Source organism: Pseudoalteromonas sp. P1-26 (assembly GCF_001401795.1).
Taxonomy (GTDB): domain Bacteria; phylum Pseudomonadota; class Gammaproteobacteria; order Enterobacterales; family Alteromonadaceae; genus Pseudoalteromonas.
This window is the reverse complement of sequence record NZ_LKDX01000004.1, coordinates 62,819-82,843: the sequence shown is the minus strand read 5'-3', so window position 1 is coordinate 82,843 and position 20,025 is coordinate 62,819. Positions and strand designations below refer to the sequence as shown.

Annotated in this window: 13 protein-coding genes; 6 read left to right on the top strand and 7 right to left on the bottom strand. The window is 40.7% G+C overall.

From position 1 onward, the window contains the following. The 3 genes from AN394_RS03855 to AN394_RS03845 form a co-directional block, all read right to left on the bottom strand. Positions 1-456, bottom strand: coding sequence for a carboxymuconolactone decarboxylase family protein (locus AN394_RS03855; protein WP_055020837.1), 456 nt, complete (start codon positions 454-456; stop codon positions 1-3). Between the two features lie 145 nt (positions 457-601). Beyond that, positions 602-3,262, bottom strand: a complete 2,661-nt coding sequence (topA, locus tag AN394_RS03850) for a type I DNA topoisomerase (protein ID WP_055020836.1) — start codon at positions 3,260-3,262, stop codon at positions 602-604. Positions 3,263-3,571: 309 nt separating this feature from the next. Next, positions 3,572-6,997, bottom strand: coding sequence for a hypothetical protein (locus AN394_RS03845; protein ID WP_055020835.1), 3,426 nt, complete (start codon positions 6,995-6,997; stop codon positions 3,572-3,574). A gap of 192 nt (positions 6,998-7,189) precedes the next feature. Between AN394_RS03845 and AN394_RS03840 the strand changes: the two genes are divergently transcribed. Continuing rightward, on the top strand, positions 7,190-8,521 hold the full coding sequence (locus tag AN394_RS03840; RefSeq protein WP_055020834.1) for a dicarboxylate/amino acid:cation symporter: 1,332 nt from the start codon (positions 7,190-7,192) through the stop codon (positions 8,519-8,521). Positions 8,522-8,584: 63 nt separating this feature from the next. Here AN394_RS03840 and sohB read toward each other — a convergent pair whose 3' ends face one another. After that, positions 8,585-9,601: a protease SohB gene (gene sohB / locus AN394_RS03835; protein WP_055020833.1), complete on the bottom strand. Its 1,017-nt coding sequence runs from the start codon at positions 9,599-9,601 to the stop codon at positions 8,585-8,587. A gap of 115 nt (positions 9,602-9,716) precedes the next feature. Further along, positions 9,717-12,149 (bottom strand): VolA/Pla-1 family phospholipase, encoded by a 2,433-nt coding sequence (locus AN394_RS03830; protein ID WP_055020832.1) that lies wholly within the window; start codon positions 12,147-12,149, stop codon positions 9,717-9,719. A 228-nt stretch (positions 12,150-12,377) separates the two neighbouring features. Between AN394_RS03830 and AN394_RS03825 the strand changes: the two genes are divergently transcribed. Next, positions 12,378-13,121: a YciK family oxidoreductase gene (locus AN394_RS03825; RefSeq protein WP_054562005.1), complete on the top strand. Its 744-nt coding sequence runs from the start codon at positions 12,378-12,380 to the stop codon at positions 13,119-13,121. A 59-nt stretch (positions 13,122-13,180) separates the two neighbouring features. Here the strand turns inward: AN394_RS03825 and pssA are convergent, their stop codons facing one another. Continuing rightward, positions 13,181-14,506, bottom strand: coding sequence for a CDP-diacylglycerol--serine O-phosphatidyltransferase (gene pssA, locus AN394_RS03820; protein ID WP_055020831.1), 1,326 nt, complete (start codon positions 14,504-14,506; stop codon positions 13,181-13,183). 288 nt (positions 14,507-14,794) lie between these two features. On the opposite strand from pssA, the gene trxB reads away from it, so the two are divergent. From trxB to infA, 4 genes are all read left to right on the top strand, one after another. Further along, positions 14,795-15,745, top strand: coding sequence for a thioredoxin-disulfide reductase (gene trxB, locus AN394_RS03815; protein WP_054551466.1), 951 nt, complete (start codon positions 14,795-14,797; stop codon positions 15,743-15,745). A 104-nt stretch (positions 15,746-15,849) separates the two neighbouring features. Further along, complete coding sequence (aat, locus tag AN394_RS03810; protein ID WP_055020830.1) at positions 15,850-16,566, top strand: leucyl/phenylalanyl-tRNA--protein transferase; 717 nt, start codon at positions 15,850-15,852, stop codon at positions 16,564-16,566. Beyond that, the gene (locus AN394_RS03805; protein WP_054551468.1) at positions 16,559-17,263 is read left to right on the top strand and encodes an arginyltransferase; all 705 of its coding nucleotides are present in this window, start codon (positions 16,559-16,561) and stop codon (positions 17,261-17,263) included. The genes aat and AN394_RS03805 overlap by 8 nt, the downstream gene beginning before the upstream one ends. A gap of 90 nt (positions 17,264-17,353) precedes the next feature. After that, positions 17,354-17,572: a translation initiation factor IF-1 gene (gene infA, locus AN394_RS03800; RefSeq protein ID WP_002962494.1), complete on the top strand. Its 219-nt coding sequence runs from the start codon at positions 17,354-17,356 to the stop codon at positions 17,570-17,572. A 174-nt stretch (positions 17,573-17,746) separates the two neighbouring features. On the opposite strand, the gene clpA is transcribed toward infA, so the two are convergent. Then, positions 17,747-20,011, bottom strand: coding sequence for an ATP-dependent Clp protease ATP-binding subunit ClpA (clpA, locus tag AN394_RS03795; RefSeq protein ID WP_054561665.1), 2,265 nt, complete (start codon positions 20,009-20,011; stop codon positions 17,747-17,749). Between the last annotated feature and the right edge of the window lie 14 nt (positions 20,012-20,025).

Genomic DNA, 20,025 nt, shown 5'->3' with positions numbered 1-20,025 from the left:
TTATTCTGTTAACTCAGGGATAAAGTGAAACGCTTTAACTATGCGATTCCAGCTGTTTATCTCAAGTACTACCGTCGTTAATACCACGATGTCTTTTTCGTTAAAAATAGCAGACACTTGGTTGTAAACATCGTCTTCAACATGTTTATCAATAATATTTGTTAAGGCTTCCGCCCAAGCGAGTGCTGCAGTTTCTTGTTCTGAAAATACAAGGACTTCACGCCAAGCGGCTAGTACATCGAGTCGCTGTTGACGCTCACCTTGGCTTCTCAGCTCTGCTGAATGCATATGCTGACAAAACCCACAGCCATTAATTTGCGACACTCTTAGTCTTACTAAATCAGCGAGCTTCGCGGTTATATTTGTATCTTCTGGCAGTGCGCTGAGCCCAGTTAAATGTTTAACAAGTCCTGGGTTGAGTGAATATAGCTGCTGTTGTGATAAACGTGTTTGCATTTTAAATCTCCTGTCTTGATGTTGATGACAGAATAACAACAGCCTAAAAGCAAATATTGGTAAAAAACGACATTCGCAGTGTCATACAAGCACAAAAAAGGGATTGCAATTGCAATCCCTTTTTATAATCAAGATAGATGTAAATTTACTTTTTAGCCGCCGCTTTTTTCTTAGCTGGGGCTTTCTTTTTGCTCTCTTCTACCCACTTGCCATTTTGGTAGTGAGCAGTCCAGCCTGTGGCTTTACCATCTACTTCACTCATTACATACTGCTCTTTATTTTTACGGCTGTAACGAACAACTGAAGGATTACCATCAGGGTCTTTTGCAGGTGCGTCAGCAAGGTAATAAAACTTTTCAGAAATACGGTCTCTGAAACGTTTTAATTCTTCCACTTTTGGCGCACGCGTTTCACGTGATTTAGGGAAGGTATTTGCAGCTAAGAAAATACCCGATGCACCATCACGCAGTACAAAGTAAGCTTCTGATTTTTCACATTCAAGTTCAGGTAAATGAACTGGATCTTCTTTTGGTGGCGCGGCTTCACCGTTTTTAAGTAACTTACGTGTATTTTTACACTCTTCATTACTACAACCGAAGTACTTACCAAAACGACCCGATTTTAACTGCATATCTGAGCCACATTTATCACATTCGATAATTGGGCCGTCGTAACCTTTAATTTTAAAGGTACCTTGTTCAACGATATAACCCTTACACGCTGGATTGTTACCGCACACATGTAATTTACGTGTTTCGTCGATCAGGTATGAATCCATTGCCGTTTCACAGATTGGGCAACGCTTCATTTGCATCAAAGATTCAGTTTCTACATCTTCCACATCAGCCGCAATGGCTTCATCGCCTGGCACCAAGTTCATGGTCGTAGTACAACGCTCTTTAGGTGGCAGGTTGTAACCCGTACAACCTAAGAATACACCGGTTGATGCAGTACGAATACCCATCTTACGACCACAAGTCGGACAATCGATATCAGTCTCAACCATTTGGTTTTGGCGCATACCACCGCGCTCTTCATCGCCAGAGGCAATTTCAAGCTGAGTTGAAAAGTCTGCATAGAATTTATCAAGAACTTGTGTCCAAACACGCTCACCTTCAGCAATATCATCCAGACGACCTTCCATCTTAGCGGTAAAATCAAAGTTCATCAGATCTTCGAAGTTTTCAACTAAGCGGTCTGTAACAATCTCACCCATTTTTTCGGCGAAGAAACGGCGGTTTTCAACACGTACGTAACCACGGTCTTGAATCGTTGAGATAATAGATGCATACGTAGAAGGACGGCCGATGCCGCGCTTTTCTAATTCTTTAACTAAGCTTGCTTCACTAAAACGTGCAGGTGGCTTTGTAAAATGTTGTTTAGGATCTAACTCAACAAGGGTCAGTACATCACCTTCTTTAACTGCAGGCAGTGATTGATCTTCTTCGTTCTTTTTACGAACAGCTGGCTGAACTTTAGTCCAACCATCAAAACGAAGCACGCGGCCTTTTGCTTTTAACTGATAATCACCGGCACCAACCGTTAAAGTTGTTAAGTCGTATTCTGCTGGAACCATTTGGCAGGCAACAAACTGACGCCAAATTAATTCGTAGAGTTTTTTAGCGTCCGCTTCAACACCGTCTAAATGACCAGACAACACAGTAACACTAGAAGGACGAATCGCTTCGTGCGCCTCTTGTGCATTGCCTTTAGAGCTATAACTAATCGGTGCTTTCGGTAAATACTTCTCACCAAACTGCTCTGTCACGTAATCACGACACATTTCAACCGCATCTTTCGATAAGTTAGTTGAATCGGTACGCATATAAGTAATGTGACCTGCTTCATATAAGCGTTGAGCCAGCATCATGGTCTTCTTAACACCATAACCTAGGCGTGTACTTGCTGCCTGTTGCATGGTTGAAGTAATAAATGGTGCACTTGGTTTACTCTTACTAGGTTTTTCTTCAACGCTAATGACCTTGTAGTCGGCTTTTTCAAGTTGACTAACGGCAGACATCGCCTGCTCTTCATTAACTGGCTTAAAAGGCTTGTCAGCGTGTTTGGTCACTTCTAGGCGTAAAGCTGCTTCTGTATTTTTAACATCAGCATGGATATCCCAGAACTCTTCAGGAATAAATGCTTTGATTTCGCGTTCACGTTCAACAAGTAAACGAACTGCAACAGATTGCACACGACCGGCTGATAAGCCACGTGCCACTTTAGCCCACAATAATGGCGACACCATAAAGCCCACTACACGGTCAAGGAAACGACGCGCTTGCTGTGCGTAAACCATGTCAGTGTTTAATTCACCTGGTGTTTCGAATGCTTGCTGAATCGCATTCTTAGTGATCTCGTTAAAAACAACTCGTTTATACTTTTCAGGTTCACCACCGATAATCTGCTCGAGGTGCCATGCAATGGCTTCCCCTTCTCTATCCAAATCGGTTGCGAGATAGATTTTATCGGCGTTTTCAGCAAGTTTTTTTAATTCTTGTACAACTTTCTCTTTGCCCGGTAAAACTTCGTAATGTGGTTCCCAGCCTTTTTCAGGATCTATACCCATGCGAGCAACAAGATTTTTATAATCGCGTTGCTTCTTATAGGCAGCTTTTTCTTCTGGTGACATTTTTCGAACTTCAGCAGGCGTTTTCGTCGCTGCAGTCTTCGTTTTGCCTGAACCTGAAGTTGGTAGATCACGCACATGTCCAACGCTGGACTTTACGATGAAATCGTTACCTAAGTATTTATTAATTGTTTTTGCCTTTGCTGGAGACTCTACAATTACAAGTGATTTGCCCATAGCTGCCTATTTCTGACCGAGTATTTTAAAAGTTTTTTGCCCTTATAAATGTATATCCATCACATTAAACAAATAAGTATGATTTTTTAACATTGGAGCACGAATATTTATAGGTATATCTACAAACACCAATTGTTACAAGCTTTTAATAGAAACTTTTCTTCATTGAGTGAATAATTAAACAATTTTTGTTGCTAATTTAGTCAATGTGGTGTTTTGCGGTAATTTCAAGGGGAATATATAGAACAGCAACAAAAATGCCAACCTTCTGGTTGGCATTTTTTTAAATTTAAACAATTATCTACTTAATTAGCCATCGTCACTTATTGCTATTGTAGCAGTTGATACATTGTCTTTACCTGTTGTGAATTCAACAGTTAAGAAACCATCTGTTTTATCATTTGGATCAGCTTCACGGCTAATCGTAAGGGCAACCCCAGTCGCTGTTGTTTGGCTTGTATTACCAATATCAAAACCAGATGTACCACTATAATCACCATTATCTGCACTAATTGCAACCGCGGTGCCTGAAGGCATTGGGTTGTTGTAAATATCAGAGAAATAAAGCTCAAAACTCAGCGCTGACAACTGGTTACCTGAATCAGCGGTAGTAATGTTAATTGAGCCTAAATCACAGTAGTCAGTATTCGCTGTGGCTTCTAAACGAGCAATAATAGCACCTGACTGCGTATCTGCTTGTCGATAAATTGTACTACAGTTCTCAATATCCACAGCAAGTTGCATTGCATTATCTGTAAATACAGTTGGATCGTCTTCTGTTGTTTCAGCAAGTGCTTCAGCAAAGCGGTTACGTAGCTCATCTTTTGTTACTACAAAACGACTGTATGCAAAGCTTCCTGACATAATAATCTCAAATGAGTCACGAACATCAATAAGCTCTTTGGTACATAAAGTCTCAAATGTTGCGTCTTCATCAGGATCTGTCGCGGCTGCAGAGCACTCAAGACCATTGTATTTACCATCAGCAAGTGTATGCATCTCATTTAAGTCAATATCGAAGTTTTCTTCTGTATGACCTGCATTAGTATTCGTTGCACTACATGGGTCGCTTGCATCACCTTCTTGACAGTTTTCAGCAGCTTTGGTGACCGCTGCTGTAACTGGGTCATAAATTGCAGCTAGACCGTCATAAACGCCATTTTCATTATGATCAACAGACGCTTCAGGTAAGTCATAACCACTGTAATACTCATTTTTGTCATAACGTCCATTACCATTGATGTCGATAAATGACTCTTGACCTTTTGCAGTCACAAGTACTGTTGCGCGACCACCGAGAGGTACACCATCATCATCAAACGCAGCATTTAAAATACCCGCCATACAAGGTGCTGCCACACCAAAATATAGGTCGCAGTTAATTGCACTTGTTTTTGGGTTAGTGCTATTGATTTTATTGCCCCATTTATCTTCACTAAATGGAATCGGGTTTTGTGAGCGCCACTGTGCAACGCACGCACCATCAACCGTGTTACATTCAAGTTGAGGGTTAAACTCCTCACCATCTAATGTCCCTACAGCGCCACCTTCAGTCGTTATATAAACTGAAGTCCCATCGGGTACAGGGTTGTTAAAATGATCTGCAACATAAACCGAAATATCTGTGGTATCGCCAGGGTAATTTAACGCTTCAATATTGATTGTTTCAGGCGCAGCCGTAAAGCTGTTCCCATCAGGTAAGCCAGAGCTGATTGAAACAAGATCTGATACGCTTGTTACTTGCTCATCAAGTGCAACTAACGAAAGCTCACCAGAAGGACATGAAACATTGCTATCACGGTTTGCTTCATCTTTAAGGCACTCGTCATAAAGCTCTTTCCAACAAGTTACATTATCATTTTGATTTGCAGGGATCTGGTCATCAGGAATATAACAGGCTTGTACACGCACTGCTTGTGGAACAAAACCAGAGTTTATCTGAATTCGAGCTAAACCTTCTGAGTCAGTTGACACGCTGGCATGAGAATAACCACTTGCATCTGTAACTTCAGAGAGTGAAATTCCACCATTGGTAGAGGTTAAACGAAAATCTAAACGTTTTTGCTTCGCAACGTTACCAATTGCATCGGTAAGTTTAAAAGTAAGTTGGCTTGTTTCTTGGCGTGAAACACCACCCGTTCCTTTTAGAGCAAGCACATTTTCTGTCGCTTCTACAAATTCGATTGAGCTTACTTCAGCTGCTGATACAGGCACATTCACTGATACCACTTTTGGTGTTCCACCAGTTAGTACTGTCGCTGTTACTGTATCGCCCTGTGAAGTATTACAGCCGTTGCTTCTGTATGTTGCTGTAGCAATGCCGCTAATACTCGTCGCGGTTTCATCCATTACAGATAAATCTGATTCAACACACCCTGAAGTGAACTCAACATCAAGAGGAGAAACATATAAATCACCAGCTGCATCATAAATTGTTACTGTAATAACAGTAGTCGCACCTGCAGCAAGCGGCACAAATTCGTCATCAATAACATTGCCTGAGTCATCAAGCTTGTTATATAAACCATTTGAAATTTCAACGCTTAATTCAGCTGTCGCAATTTCAAATGCTTTTGAAGAAGTCACAGACTTAGCAGTCACAGTAACCTCGCCCGCACCACTATTGGCGCCAGGCTGTAATTTTAAAATGGCAAAGCCAAAGTTGTCAGTCAGGGCTTTTCCAGATTCTGGTAATAAACCACCAAGATCTGTTGAAAGCTCAGCGATAATACCGTCGATACCGTCGCCCGAGCTTGTATCTGTCACTTTAACCATTACATCGATAAGTTCGTCAGATGAGAATTGATTTACAACTGTACACCCTGACGTTAAGTAAGTAGTTTCAAGAGATGTTGTACTGCGATTGGCATCCCAATCAGTCGCACAGCCTTGAAGTAGTTTAACATCAAGCTCAGCTTCAGCACTTTCAACTGGGGCATCATCACCATTTGAAATAAAGCCTGCGATTTTTGTGATACTGTTACCACTTTCATCTGTGTAAGTTGCAACGACTTGACCTGCACCTTTTGAGTCACCACTGCTAAGCGTTACAAATGCCTCACCATTTTCATCGGTAAGGGCTGTGCCTAGTACTGGTGTAATTTTACCTGTGTAGTTAGTGGTAAATGAAATAAGTTGCCCATCGAGTGGCGTGTCTTCATCAAGTAAAGTCGCAGTAACCGTACCTTTGTTATCTTTACTCACTGGATTATCTAGAGAGAATGGCTGACCTGAGCTATCTACGATGTTAAGGCTTAGCGTAATACTACCGCTAACACTCGAGTCATCTGTTTCAGAGCCATCTGATGTAAAACCAAACGTATCAGTATATGTCTCACTATCAATTACATATGTAGCAGTAACAATACCTGCCCCCGCAGTATCACCCGCAGTTAACGTAATTGATGCAACACCATCAGAATCAGTTAAATCTGTTCCAGAAACTGGGTCTAATAGACCTATGTCACCATCTAGACTGAAATTAATAACTGCACCTACAACGGCTTCGTCATTATTAGTCAATGTTGCCGAGATGGTTAACGGTGTGTCAGCTGTAACTGCACTCGCTTCATCTGTAGTAGATTGGTTGTAGCCTTGAACAGACACAACATAGTTTGTTTCTACGGTTGTGTCATCATCTCCATCGGATGAATCACTATCTAATGATCCTCCACCGCCACAGGCGGCTAACAATGAGATGAAAACTAAAACACTTAGCCATCGCAATAAAGGCATCGACCTCTCCCTAGTTAGCTATTTTTTACTTATGTGATTGTTTACCTAATATTAACCTAAAAATTAAACGAAGATCATAATTTTTTTCCTTTAAAGGCAACGAAATTATTTAACTATTTATCGAATTTTTCTGTATAAAAATCTTCATGCTGGTAGTCTATGGCAAAATTTATAAAAAAATAGACTGGGTGTATGTCAAAAGTACGATCTTTAAGCCTTACATCTCGTATCATGGTAGGTATGGTACTGGGTGTAATCGTTGGTTTTATCTTTCAAGCCATTTTAGCGGGTGAAGACGATTTCCTTATTCCACTAGGGTTATTCTCTTTACCAATTAAAGCATTTTTTGTTGATGGTATTTTCCATGTTGGTGGTCAAATTTTCATTGCGAGCTTAAAGATGCTTGTGGTGCCACTGGTTTTTGTATCATTAGTCTGTGGAACTTGTAGCTTAAGCGACCCTAAAAAATTAGGCCGTTTAGGCGGTAAGTCAATTTTGCTTTATTTAGCAACGACCGCAATTGCGATTACTGTTGCTATTACCTTAGCCTTATTAGTTAACCCAGGTGAAGGAATCAATTTACCTTCGGATGCTAACTACAGTGCAAAAGAAGCACCTACCCTTGCGCAAGTCATTATCGGTATGTTCCCAACAAACCCTATTGATGCTATGGCAAGTGGCAATATGCTACAGGTTATTGTTTTTGCATTATTATTCGGTGTTGCTATGGCCCTTAGCGGTAAAGCAGGCCAACGTGTTGCAAATGTTTTTGAAGACTTAAACACTGTTATTTTAAAGCTAGTTACCTTACTTATGAACATTGCACCTTATGGTGTGTTCTTCTTGATGGCAAAACTCTTTACAACCATCGACTTAAAGCTAATTAAGAGCCTTGCTTTATACTTCGGGGTGGTTGTATTTGCACTTCTGTTCCACGGTTTAGTTAACTACAGTGTCTTGTTAAAGTTATTTACCGGCCTTAACCCAATTACGTTTTTAAAGAAGATGAAAAACGCTTGCCTATTTGCATTTAGTACATCTAGCTCAAGTGCAACTATGCCTATTACCCTTGAAACTGCGAGCAAGAAGTTAGGTGCGCACAACTCAGTTGCTTCGTTTACTGTGCCTTTAGGCGCAACCATTAACATGGACGGCACAGCAATTATGCAAGGTGTTGCGACCGTGTTCATCGCACAGGTATTTTCAGTTGATTTAACAATTTCTGATTACTTAATGGTAATTTTAACCGCAACACTTGCTTCTGTGGGTACTGCGGGTGTACCTGGTGTTGGTCTTATTATGTTAGCCATGGTGTTAAACCAAGTAGGCTTACCTGTAGAAGGTATTGCTATCATCATTGGTGTTGACCGTTTACTCGATATGACACGTACCGCTGTCAACGTAACCGGTGACTGTATGGTTACCTGTGTGGTTGCAAAATCTGAAGGTGAATTTGATGAGGACGTATTTAATGACCCTAATGCCGCTAAAGATTTAGAGGACTATCATAAGTCAATTAAGTAATTACTTATCTGCAGCCCATAAAAAACCCGCTAAGTTAGCGGGTTTTTTATTGATAGTGCTTGATTATGGATTTAAGCCTTTAAAACGTGACATTAAACTAACACCCGCTTTACTTACTCCAGAACTTAAACCAACGGCTAGCTTATCGCTTAAATTCTTCTTTATACGGTATTTAACTTTATAAATTTGACGCTCTTTCGCTTGGCTCAATAAGATATCATCACTTGTGTCAATCTTATCAACTAAACCTTTATCGAACGCTTGGGTAGCAAACCAATGCTCACCGGTTGCAACAGTATCAATATCTAGAGATGGACGCTGCTCACTCACAAAGGTTTTAAATAAACCGTGAGTCTGTTCAATTTCTTCTTTGAATTTTTCACGGCCTTTATCAGTATTCTCACCAAAAATAGTTAACGTGCGTTTGTACTCACCTGCGGTGATTTGCTCAAAATCAACATCATTCTTTTTCAAGATTTTATTAAAGTTAGGAATTTGTGCAATAACGCCAATCGAGCCAACAATTGCAAAAGGTGCTGCAATAATCTCATTGGCCACACAGGCCATCATATAGCCACCACTTGCTGCTACTTTATCAATAGCAACAGTTAAATGAATTCCAGCATTACGTAAGCGTTGTAGTTGAGAGGCAGCAAGGCCATAGCCGTGTACCACACCACCACCACTTTCAAGGCGTACCAGCACGCGATCTTTTTCTTTGTCGGCAATGGTTAAAATAGCGGTAATTTCTTCTCGTAGGCTTTCTACTTCGTGGGCATCAACACTGCCATTAAAGTCAATTACATATAAACGTGATTTAGGCTCGTCGTTTTGCTGTTTTTTAGTCTCAGCTTTTTGCTGTTTTTGGTGAGCCTTGAGCTCTTTTTTTGAAAGAGTATTTTCGATAAAGCTTTGTTTTAGATCATCAAGTTGCTCACTCAAATCATCAATCGTTATCTCCCCTTTCTTCGCTTTGGGTTTCACTGCAGCGCCCATGATAATGGCAACAATCACAGCAATTGCGATGACAAATGTCAGGGTCTTTGCAAAAAATAACCCGTATTCATATAAAAATTCCAATCAAACTCTCCATTTATTATTGCATCGGCACAATTTACCACGCTTTAAAGTAAAAAAAAGCCACAAGATGTGGCTTTTTACTTAATTGGTTATTACTTAATTAGTAAGGTTTCGATTATTCAGTAACGACTTCTGTATTAGTAACCTGAAGATACTGACCACGGCTAGCTAGGAAAGTCGCGATTTGCAATTGCATTTCTGCAGTTGCCGCCGCACTTTCTTCAGCAGTTGCACCTGAATCTGCCGTTGCAGCAGGTGTTAACATTGAACTGTGATGGCCTTTAGTGAATTTAACCACATAACTCATTGCATCAGCTGTTGGACCTTGTGTTTCAGCTACCGTTGATAAACCCATTAAGTTAGCAAGAGGTAAACTACCAGCAATTGGGTTACTCGCTACCATAGGTGGAATAACCATATCAGCATTATTATTTTCACCATCACCTACTATTACGCTCATGTAGACTGGCGTACCAAGCGCCGCAACAGATGCTGCGTAGTTAGATGGGTCGCCGCTATCAAGTGCTGTTTGCGCAGCAAAGGCAAACTGAGTGATCACACTTTGAATGTTAGCTAATTTTGCTGTTTCGCCTGCCATTGTTAACGAACTTACGTACTCTTTATAAGCACATGTAACGAAAGCCGTTTGGTTAGACGCAAGTGAACCACAGTTCGATAGCGCTTCATTTTGAGTATAAGCACCAAACTCCGCTGATTCAGCTGTGCCTGCTGCAAGTAATACAGAGCCTTGTACAAATGGGCCAAATGTATTTGACTCAATTAAGAAGCTGGCGATACCACCGCCACCACTGGCAAGTGCTACGCTTTTAACGTTGAACATTGGATCAACTTGGTCAGCTAGCGGTGCATTAGTCACAGCAACAAATGCTGGAGCAACTACCGAGCCTAATGAATGGCCTAAGAATGATACATCTTGCGCATTTAAATCAGCAGCACCTGTAAAGTTAAGACCTAAGCGTAAGCCAAGTAAATCAGCAACTGATTGGCGTAAGCTATCACGCGCTACTAATAATGACTGTAAGTTCATATAGCTCAATACAGAACCTGTAGAGGCATTAAAGTCATCAGTACCGTCGCCGTCTACATCTACACCACGCTCACCATGCATAGGGTGATCGATTGCGGCTGTTGCAAAGCCTTGCATTGTTAGCTGTGCGGTAATAGCTAGCATATCTTCTTTTTTAGAAGTAATACCGTGCTGAAGGATAACAACAGGCCAGCCTGTCTCAGGCATGCTCAATGCATCTAAGCCAATATTTGCTCTAATAGCATTGATCACAGGTAAAATTGGTTTAGTAATTTGCACTGGCACATTAGCAATGCTTTGAGTTTTTGGAATTGTGTTGTACTTAGTTAAGTGTTTTGTTTGATCTAACCCTAAATCACGTAACTTACCATCACTTAACGCCATACAAAGGCCATCAGTTTCGCTAATAGGGTCTGTTGGGAATGAGTCACCGGCTGCTGCCGCATAACCAAGCACAGCTACACCACTATCACACAAACCTTGCCAATAAGTCGCTGATAAATCATCGACCGTTGTGCCTGTTGGTGTTGCTAAATACATAGGTAACATTACGCTACCCTTTTGATACTGCACACCACCAAACACAGGTGATAAACCTGTAACACCTTGTGATGCGAATACTTGCTCAACCGTAATAACAGGTTGCTCAGGAATTTGCACCATCGGCGTAGGTAGTGCACCTTGCGTTAAACTTGCAGCAAGAAGCTGTTTTACTGTACCAAGTACTTGACCTGCTGATTGCATTGTCATCGCAGCAGAATAGATAATTTCATCTTTTGTGATGGCACCACCCGATGTCACAGCATCTTCGTAGCTATTGATAACCGCTTGAAGTGACTTTTGCGAATCAGTGATAAGTGTTGTCTCTTCGCTCACTAGTGCATAAGTTGAAGATGGCTCAATTGAACGCCCTTCTGAGTCCATTAATGATGTTGTCAGAACATTAATGTAAGTGCTTCCCGCTTTAAATGGCTTAAGTGGGATAACAGCAACCGCATCACCAGAACCTTGAGTAATGAAGTCAACGCCAAAGGTTAATTCAGACACTAATTTACAAGCAATACCCGCTGGCACTTGCGAGCAAGTTTCATCTGTTTGGCTTGCACCCATTACAACTTCAAAAATACGCACAGCTCCTGGTGAAGCAGCAGAAGTCATATCAAGAGAAATACCCGCAGGAAAAGTTAAATCGATTTTAAACGGAGTTTGTGTTGACCAGCCATCAAGGGCACCAAGTGCAAGCTGAGGATCAGCATAAGCTGCACGTTCAACACTGACATTGTTGTCGTCTAATTCACCCGGCATGTTTAAAGTACCATCAAGGGTACCACTCATCAGTAAATCATTCGGTACTGAGATTACACTATTCGCTGGGTCAAATTTTACTGTCGCGGTTGGGAGAACAGGAGGATTATCATTTTTTACATCTTCTAATGTTTCTCCTCCACCACAGCCAGTAATGGCTGACGCAATGGCTAGTGAGAGTAGCAGTTTTTTCATAATTTCGCTCCGCGCAAATCTTATTGTTATTGTGTGTTCAGGGTTAAAAGTAGTTATTCTACTACCTTCATTCTAAGTTAATTTAATGTAATTAGGTTATTAATGAGACATTAGACCAGTTAAAGTTAACGTAAAGTTTCAATTTTCGCCACCTTAATTTGCAATAAATTCGATAACTTGGCTTTTTGCTATGGTAAAATGATGAAAAATCTAATCGATGGTACGTTTATGCATACTTATAAAGCCGCAGAGAATGCGCTAAAAGACAAAGTAATTTTAATAACAGGTGCTGGTGACGGCATTGGTCGTGTTGCCGCATTAACTTATGCTAAGCATGGTGCCACTGTTATTTTACTTGGAAAAACAACCAATAAACTTGAATGTGTTTATGATGAAATCGTAAATGCAGGCTATCCACAACCGGCTATTGTGCCAATGGACCTAAAAGGTGCCACAAAACAAAACTACCGTGACTTAGCTGCAACCATCGAAATGCAGTTCGGTAAGTTAGATGGTTTACTCAATAACGCTGGTATTTTAGGTTCATTGGGCCCACTTGAACATTTCTGTGTTTCTACCTTTGAAAACATCATGAAAGTGAATGTAACTGCACAAGCTATGATCACTAAATTCATGTTCCCACTGCTTCGCAAATCTGATAGCGCATCTGTTATTTTTACTTCGTCAGGTGTTGGTCGCCAAGGCCGTGAACACTGGGGGGCGTATGCAATCTCAAAATTTGCTGTTGAAGGTATGATGCAAACTTGGGCTTGTGAAGTGGGTAAAACCAATATTCGCGTAAACTGTATTAACCCAGGTGCTACCCGCACATCGATGCGTGCATCAGCATACCCTGGTGAAGATAGAGATAAGTTAGCAACACCAGAAGATTTAATGCCAACTTATTTATACTTGATGAGCGACGACTCTAAAGAGGTGAACGGCCAGTCTTTAGATGCTCAGCAAAAATAAAGCAGATTGCTAATACCTAGATACAAAAAAGCAGCTTTCGCTGCTTTTTTAATTTTCGATTAAATAAAACGTTTGATAATAAAATCAACTTTTACACGTTTAGCCTGCCCCAATAGCTTTTTAACCGGTGCAGGATAGTCATCCATCGTCTCTAAATCCTGTGGACCTGTTAAACGACGACAATGCTGCAAAATAGCTTGTTTTTCATTTTCTATTTGCTCAAGAATATGCTGCTTAGGGTCGTCAATTAAAATACCGTTTTCGATATCTAAGCCCCATGCGCGCGGATTTAAATTATGCCCACTTAATAAATGTAAGCGCTTATCTGAGCAAATCCCTTTTAAGTGAAAAGAATTACTTTCATGTTTCCAAAGGTAAACATTCAAATTACCATTACTGATGTGGCGTTTTTGTGACTTTAAAAACTTATACAAAATGGTTTCATATAAATAAGGTAATGCACCAATTTTACTAAACGGCTCACTTGGCGGCAGGTAAAAATCGTTTGCGGTTTTATCCCCTACCACAATAGTTACTTGCTTGCCTTGCTTCAATAAACGGCGTAATGAACGCATTAATGGTGCCGGAAAGTTAAAGTAAGGGGTATAAAGAACGAGTTCTTGCTCTGTGGTATCGAATAACGACTTAATTAAACGATTCAGCTTATTACTTCTGCGTCCTAAACCTAAAAATAAACGCACACCCAAGTCACCGGCACTGGCTTCTGCAGCACTTTCGTAACTTGCCGATTTAAGTTCACGCATCAATTGTTTTTGCGCGACTTTAATATCATTAAACTTTACCAGTGGACGCATATCAATACGTGGCACTGCTGCTGAGCTTAAAAGATGTGTTTCTATAAATTCGATGACCGAATTACACAAACCAGCTTGACGAACTAAAAAGTAGCGGTCTAAACGGTAACGTTCGTCTTGCTGCAGATACACATTATTTAAGCTTGCGCCGCTGTATAATAATGTGTCGTCAATCACAAAGCCTTTTAAATGCAGGACTCCGAAAAGCTCTTTGGCTTTTACTGGAACACCATGAACTTTAACATTTGATTGATACTGCTCTTGAAAATCACAATACATGCTGGCATTGCCATCAGACTTAGCCGCACCAATTAAACCACGTTGAGCACGGTGAAAATCAACGAGCACTTTTACTTCTAACTCAGGGTTAGCAAGTGATGCCTCATGTAACGCTGTTAATATTTCTCGCCCAGCTTCATCGTCTTGCAAATATAAAGCAGTAATATAAATTCTTTTTTTCGCTGCACCAATTAAACGCAATAGTTCAGTGCGATACTCTTTTGCATTGGTTAAGACTTGTACGTCTTCTGTAGTCAGCCCAAAAGCGGGCTTTTCCTGCCAAAATACCATAATTGCCTGTTCGTTTAGTTAGCTCATACCAAGAGCTAATATCAAAATTAGCTAAAACATACCAAAAAAATATTGCTTGGTCATGAATTACCGTACTTTGATCACAGAACAATTTGTAATTAGCCTGTTTTATGAGCAAAAAGAGTTATTTAAATTATAATAAGTAAGGATTATTTGACAGCTTAGCGATTTGACTAAAAAAATAATCAGGGCTTTTGTTTACATCCGCCTTGTTTTTCTTAGAATCGGGCGCATAGACATCGTATTGAAACGTTTTTAGGAAAAACCATGAGTGACGCAAAACACTGTAAACTATTAATCTTAGGTTCTGGCCCAGCTGGTTACACGGCAGCGGTATACGCAGCACGTGCCAACCTTAACCCTGTTCTTATCACTGGTATTCAGCAAGGTGGTCAATTAACGACAACCACTGAAGTTGAAAACTGGCCTGGCGATGCACACGGTTTAACAGGCCCAGCATTAATGGACCGTATGAAAGAACACGCTGAACGTTTCGAGACTGAAATTGTTTTTGATCATATTAATAAAGTTGATGTTTCAAAGCGCCCTTTCACTTTAACTGGTGACTCAGGCACTTATACGTGTGATGCATTAATTATCGCAACAGGCGCGTCGGCTAAATACTTAGGTTTAGAATCAGAGACTAACTTCCAAGGTCGTGGTGTTTCTGCTTGTGCAACCTGTGATGGTTTCTTCTACCGTGGTCAAAAAGTAGCGGTTGTAGGCGGTGGTAACACTGCTGTTGAAGAAGCACTTTACTTATCAAATATCGCTGATGAAGTTCACGTTATACATCGTCGTGACAGCTTCCGTAGTGAAAAAATCTTAGCTGATCGTTTAAAAGAAAAAGCTGAAAACGGTAACGTTGTTTTACATTACAATCGCACTCTGGATGAAGTACTTGGTGACGAAATGGGCGTAACTGGCATCCGTATTAAAGCAACTGATTCTGAAGAAACAGAAAACTTAGATCTTGCCGGTGTATTCATTGCAATTGGCCATAAGCCAAACACTGACATGTTTGAAGGTCAGCTAGAAATGAAAGACGGCTATTTAGTCGTTCAGTCTGGTTTAAACGGTAACGCAACACAAACAAGCGTACCAGGTGTATTTGCTGCAGGTGACGTGTCTGATCACATTTATCGTCAAGCAATCACATCAGCAGGTACGGGTTGTATGGCTGCACTTGATGCAGAACGCTTCTTAGATAACCTATAAAATAGTTGATCTAAAGCACTAAATACTAGGGGCTGTTGTAAACAGCCCCTTTTTTATAGCTAAATTTTTGTTAAAATCAGAGCAAATAACAACGATACGCTGATATGATCAAGCAACTGTACCAACTCTCGCCCGAGACTGTTGATTTTCCAAACCCAGAACTCGCCCTTGATGAGCCCGATGGCCTGTTGGCAATTGGCGGGGATTTATCAGTTGAGCGCATTAAAAATGCCTATAACACCGGTATTTTCCCTTGGTTTAGTGACTATGAGCCTATTATGTGGTGGTCACCTAGCATGCGTGGTGTTATTGAGCTTAATGAATTTCATGTTAGTCGCAGTTTAAAAAAGCATTTAAAGCGTTTTCCTGTGCGTGTCACTATTAATCACGCATTTGCCCACGTTATCAATGCTTGTCGTGAGCAACGTATCGATGCAGAAGGTACATGGATCACTGAGCAAATGATGCATGCCTACATTGAAGCGCACCATCAGGCTTTAGCACACAGCCTTGAAATATGGCACCAAGATGAACTCGTAGCTGGTCTCTATGGCATTATGCAAAATGGCATATTTTGTGGTGAATCAATGTTTCATCAAGTCAGTAATGGCTCAAAGCTGGCGATGTGGGCATTAGTTAATTGGCTTAAAAAACACCAAGCCCATTTTATCGATTGCCAACTAGAAAACCCTTATTTAATCACTTTAGGTGCAAAAGTTATCCCACGCAGAGAATTTTTAACTAGACTTAAATTAGCGCACAGTTATGTGCCTAAAAAAGATATGTGGCAACCACAAGAGTTGATTAATATTTATGACTGAGCACTTACCCGCTAGGCTTGGTTTAAGCCAGCAATTTGATTGCAGTTATTTACCCGACCGTCAGGAGCAACTACTTGTTATACTTGACCCAAGTTGTTATTGCCCTGATAAATTTGAACAGTTATTAGCATTGGGTTTTAGACGCAGTGGCGACCAAATCTATCGTCCACATTGCCCTATTTGTAATGCCTGTAATTCAGTGCGCGTTTTGGCCCAACAATTTACCCCTTCAAAATCGCAAAAGCGCAAATTAAATAAAGCAAATAAGGTTTTCACAGTAAGTTATAGTGAATACGAACGCGCAGAATATTACCCGTTATATTGCAAATACATCACGCAAAGGCATCAAGATGGTTCAATGTTTCCGCCTGATCAAAGTCAGTACGAAAGCTTTTTGTTTTGCCAGTGGCTACCCGTTACGTTCATAGAGTTAAGAGATGGCGATAAATTAGTTGCTGTCGCGGTAACCGATTGCATGACCAATGCCCTATCAGCGATTTATACCTTTTTTGACCCTGATTATGAGCAATACAGTATTGGTAGCATCATGATCATGGAACAAATTAAATTTGCAAAACAACAAGCAAAACAATTTGTCTATTTAGGTTACCAAATCGACGAATGCACTAAAATGAAATATAAAACCCAATTTTTGCCTGCACAAAAGCACATTGGCGACGAGTGGTTGGCGATTTAATTTACAAAATTGAGCCCTGTAGCTTTACTTATTGCTGTATTTTCGGCAAAATCTGCAGCGTTTAACTATTAAAGAGGTGTTACGCTAAACATGGCGAAAGAAGACGTAATCGAAATGCAAGGTACGGTCCTTGATACTTTACCAAATACAATGTTCCGAGTTGAGCTAGAAAATGGTCACGTTGTTGTGGCTCATATCTCTGGTAAAATGCGCAAAAACTACATCCGCATCTTAACTGGCGACAAAGTAACCGTAGAAATGACTCCTTACGATTTATCGAAAGGTCGCATCGTATTCCGTGCTCGCTAAGTTAGTGCGTTAACGAGAGATTTAGCTTTTTGCTGCTTTGAATGAGCAGGTGTGTTTATTACAAAGAGCTAAAAGCGTTTGTTAAATGGTGTTAAAACTAACTTAGTTTTAATTCCATTTAATAAACAAAAAGCCCAGCAATTGCTGGGCTTTTTGTTTTCAGCTAAAAACAACTTAAGCTGTTTCTAGGCTAGTTTCAAAGTCAAAGTGGATTTTCTTGTCTTTAACCGATACCTTAACTGAACCACCATCGGCTAGCTCACCAAACAAGATTGCATTTGCCAGCGGCTTTTTAAGCTCATCTTGGATAACACGCGCCATCGGGCGTGCACCCATCGCTTTATCGTAGCCTTTATCTGCCAACCACTCTCTTGCTTTGGATGTAAGTTCAAGGTTAACCGACTTCTTATCAAGTTGTGCTTGTAACTCAACAATGAACTTATCAACCACTTGCAAGATAATCTCTTTCTCAAGGTGATTAAACCAAATGATATTATCTAAGCGGTTTCTAAACTCAGGTGAAAACACTTTGTTGATTTCACTCATTGCATCATGAGAATGGTCTTGTTCGGTAAAGCCAATCGACTTACGTACAGTCTCTTGAACACCCGCATTCGTCGTCATCACCAATACTACATTTCTGAAATCGGCTTTACGACCGTTGTTATCAGTAAGGGTACCGTGATCCATTACTTGCAGTAGAATGTTGTAAATATCTGAATGTGCTTTTTCAATTTCGTCCAGTAGCACAACTGCATGCGGGTTTTTAATTACCGCTTCAGTTAATAAACCACCTTGCTCAAAACCTACATAGCCAGGAGGTGCACCAATTAGACGGCTGACCGCATGACGTTCAACGTATTCAGACATATCAAAGCGAATAAACTCAACACCCATACATTTAGCAAGCTGCTTAGTGACTTCTGTTTTACCAACCCCTGTTGGGCCTGCAAATAAGAACGAACCCACCGGTTTATCTTCGTTAGCAAGGCCTGAGCGCGATAAACGAATTGCTGAAGTCAATGCATCGATTGATTGGTCTTGACCAAACACCAGCATTTTCAGGTTACGGTCAAGGTTCTTAAGTGTCTCTTTATCGCTAGAAGAAACGCTTTGCTGAGGAATACGCGCCATTTTAGATACAATGAGCTCGATATCAGCCACACCGATTGTTTTCTTACGCTTAGAAACGGGCTGTAAACGCTGATTAGCACCTGCTTCATCAATAACATCAATAGCCTTGTCAGGTAAGTGACGTTCATTAATGTATTTAGCACTAAGTTCTGCTGCTGCTTTCAATGCTTTTTGAGTATAACGAATACCATGGTGCTCTTCGTAACGCTCTTTTAAACCGTTAAGAATTTTCGTGGTATCAGCCACACTTGGTTCAAGCACATCAATTTTTTGGAAACGACGCACTAGCGCACGGTCTTTTTCAAAGATATTCTTGAACTCGTTATAAGTAGTTGAGCCCATGCAGCGCAACTTACCACTCGAAAGTAGCGGTTTAATTAGGTTCGATGCATCCATTACACCACCCGATGCTGCGCCGGCACCAATGATGGTATGAATTTCATCAATAAATAAAATTGAACCTGGTTTAGCTTGTAACTCTTTAAGCAGCGATTTAAAACGTTTTTCAAAATCACCACGGTATTTGGTACCCGCTAATAATGCGCCCATATCGAGTGAGTAAACAACTGCATCGGCAATCACTTCAGGTACTTCTTTATTTACAATACGATAAGCTAGGCCTTCAGCAATGGCTGTTTTACCCACACCAGCTTCACCAACCAAGAGCGGGTTATTTTTCTTACGACGACATAACACTTGTACAGTGCGTTCAACTTCGTTGTCGCGACCCACTAATGGGTCTATATTGCCATCAATTGCTTGCTGATTTAGATTAGTCGTAAAGTTTTCAAGCTTAGTCGGCTCCTCGCCTTGCACTTCTTGCACTTCTTCATGAATGTCATCGTGGTCTTCACCGCCAATGTCGTCATCTGTTTTGGAAATGCCATGCGAAATGAAGTTAACAATATCTAAACGATTAACATCTGATTTTTTAAGTAGATAAACAGCTTGGCTTTCTTGCTCAGAAAAAATTGCCACTAGCACATTAACGCCAGTTACTTCGTTTTTGCCTGATGATTGCACGTGAAACACAGCGCGCTGTAATACACGCTGAAAACCTAACGTCGGTTGTGTTTCTCTGTCTTCTTCAAGATCAGGAATAACCGGCGTTGTTTCATCAATAAAATCTGATAATTCGACTTTTAATGCGCCCATATCAACGCCGCAGGCGTTAAGCGCTTCTCCAGCAGAAGGGTTATCGAGCAGTGCAAGTAAAAGATGCTCGACGGTCATAAATTCATGACGGCGTGTTCTCGCTTCGCGAAACGCCGCATTCAAGGTTAGTTCTAAGTCTTTGTTTAGCATTGGCAACCCCTTAC

What these genes read in the sequence shown, in the direction of transcription:
- trxB (WP_054551466.1), top strand. Translation starts at nt 14,795, where the DNA reads ATGAGTGACGCAAAACACTGTAAACTATTAATCTTAGGTTCTGGCCCA.
- aat (WP_055020830.1), top strand. Translation starts at nt 15,850, where the DNA reads ATGATCAAGCAACTGTACCAACTCTCGCCCGAGACTGTTGATTTTCCA.
- AN394_RS03840 (WP_055020834.1), top strand. Translation starts at nt 7,190, where the DNA reads ATGTCAAAAGTACGATCTTTAAGCCTTACATCTCGTATCATGGTAGGT.
- infA (WP_002962494.1), top strand. Translation starts at nt 17,354, where the DNA reads ATGGCGAAAGAAGACGTAATCGAAATGCAAGGTACGGTCCTTGATACT.
- clpA (WP_054561665.1), bottom strand. Translation starts at nt 20,011, where the DNA reads ATGCTAAACAAAGACTTAGAACTAACCTTGAATGCGGCGTTTCGCGAA.
- AN394_RS03855 (WP_055020837.1), bottom strand. Translation starts at nt 456, where the DNA reads ATGCAAACACGTTTATCACAACAGCAGCTATATTCACTCAACCCAGGA.
- AN394_RS03805 (WP_054551468.1), top strand. Translation starts at nt 16,559, where the DNA reads ATGACTGAGCACTTACCCGCTAGGCTTGGTTTAAGCCAGCAATTTGAT.
- topA (WP_055020836.1), bottom strand. Translation starts at nt 3,262, where the DNA reads ATGGGCAAATCACTTGTAATTGTAGAGTCTCCAGCAAAGGCAAAAACA.
- AN394_RS03830 (WP_055020832.1), bottom strand. Translation starts at nt 12,149, where the DNA reads ATGAAAAAACTGCTACTCTCACTAGCCATTGCGTCAGCCATTACTGGC.
- pssA (WP_055020831.1), bottom strand. Translation starts at nt 14,506, where the DNA reads ATGGTATTTTGGCAGGAAAAGCCCGCTTTTGGGCTGACTACAGAAGAC.
- AN394_RS03845 (WP_055020835.1), bottom strand. Translation starts at nt 6,997, where the DNA reads ATGCCTTTATTGCGATGGCTAAGTGTTTTAGTTTTCATCTCATTGTTA.
- AN394_RS03825 (WP_054562005.1), top strand. Translation starts at nt 12,378, where the DNA reads ATGCATACTTATAAAGCCGCAGAGAATGCGCTAAAAGACAAAGTAATT.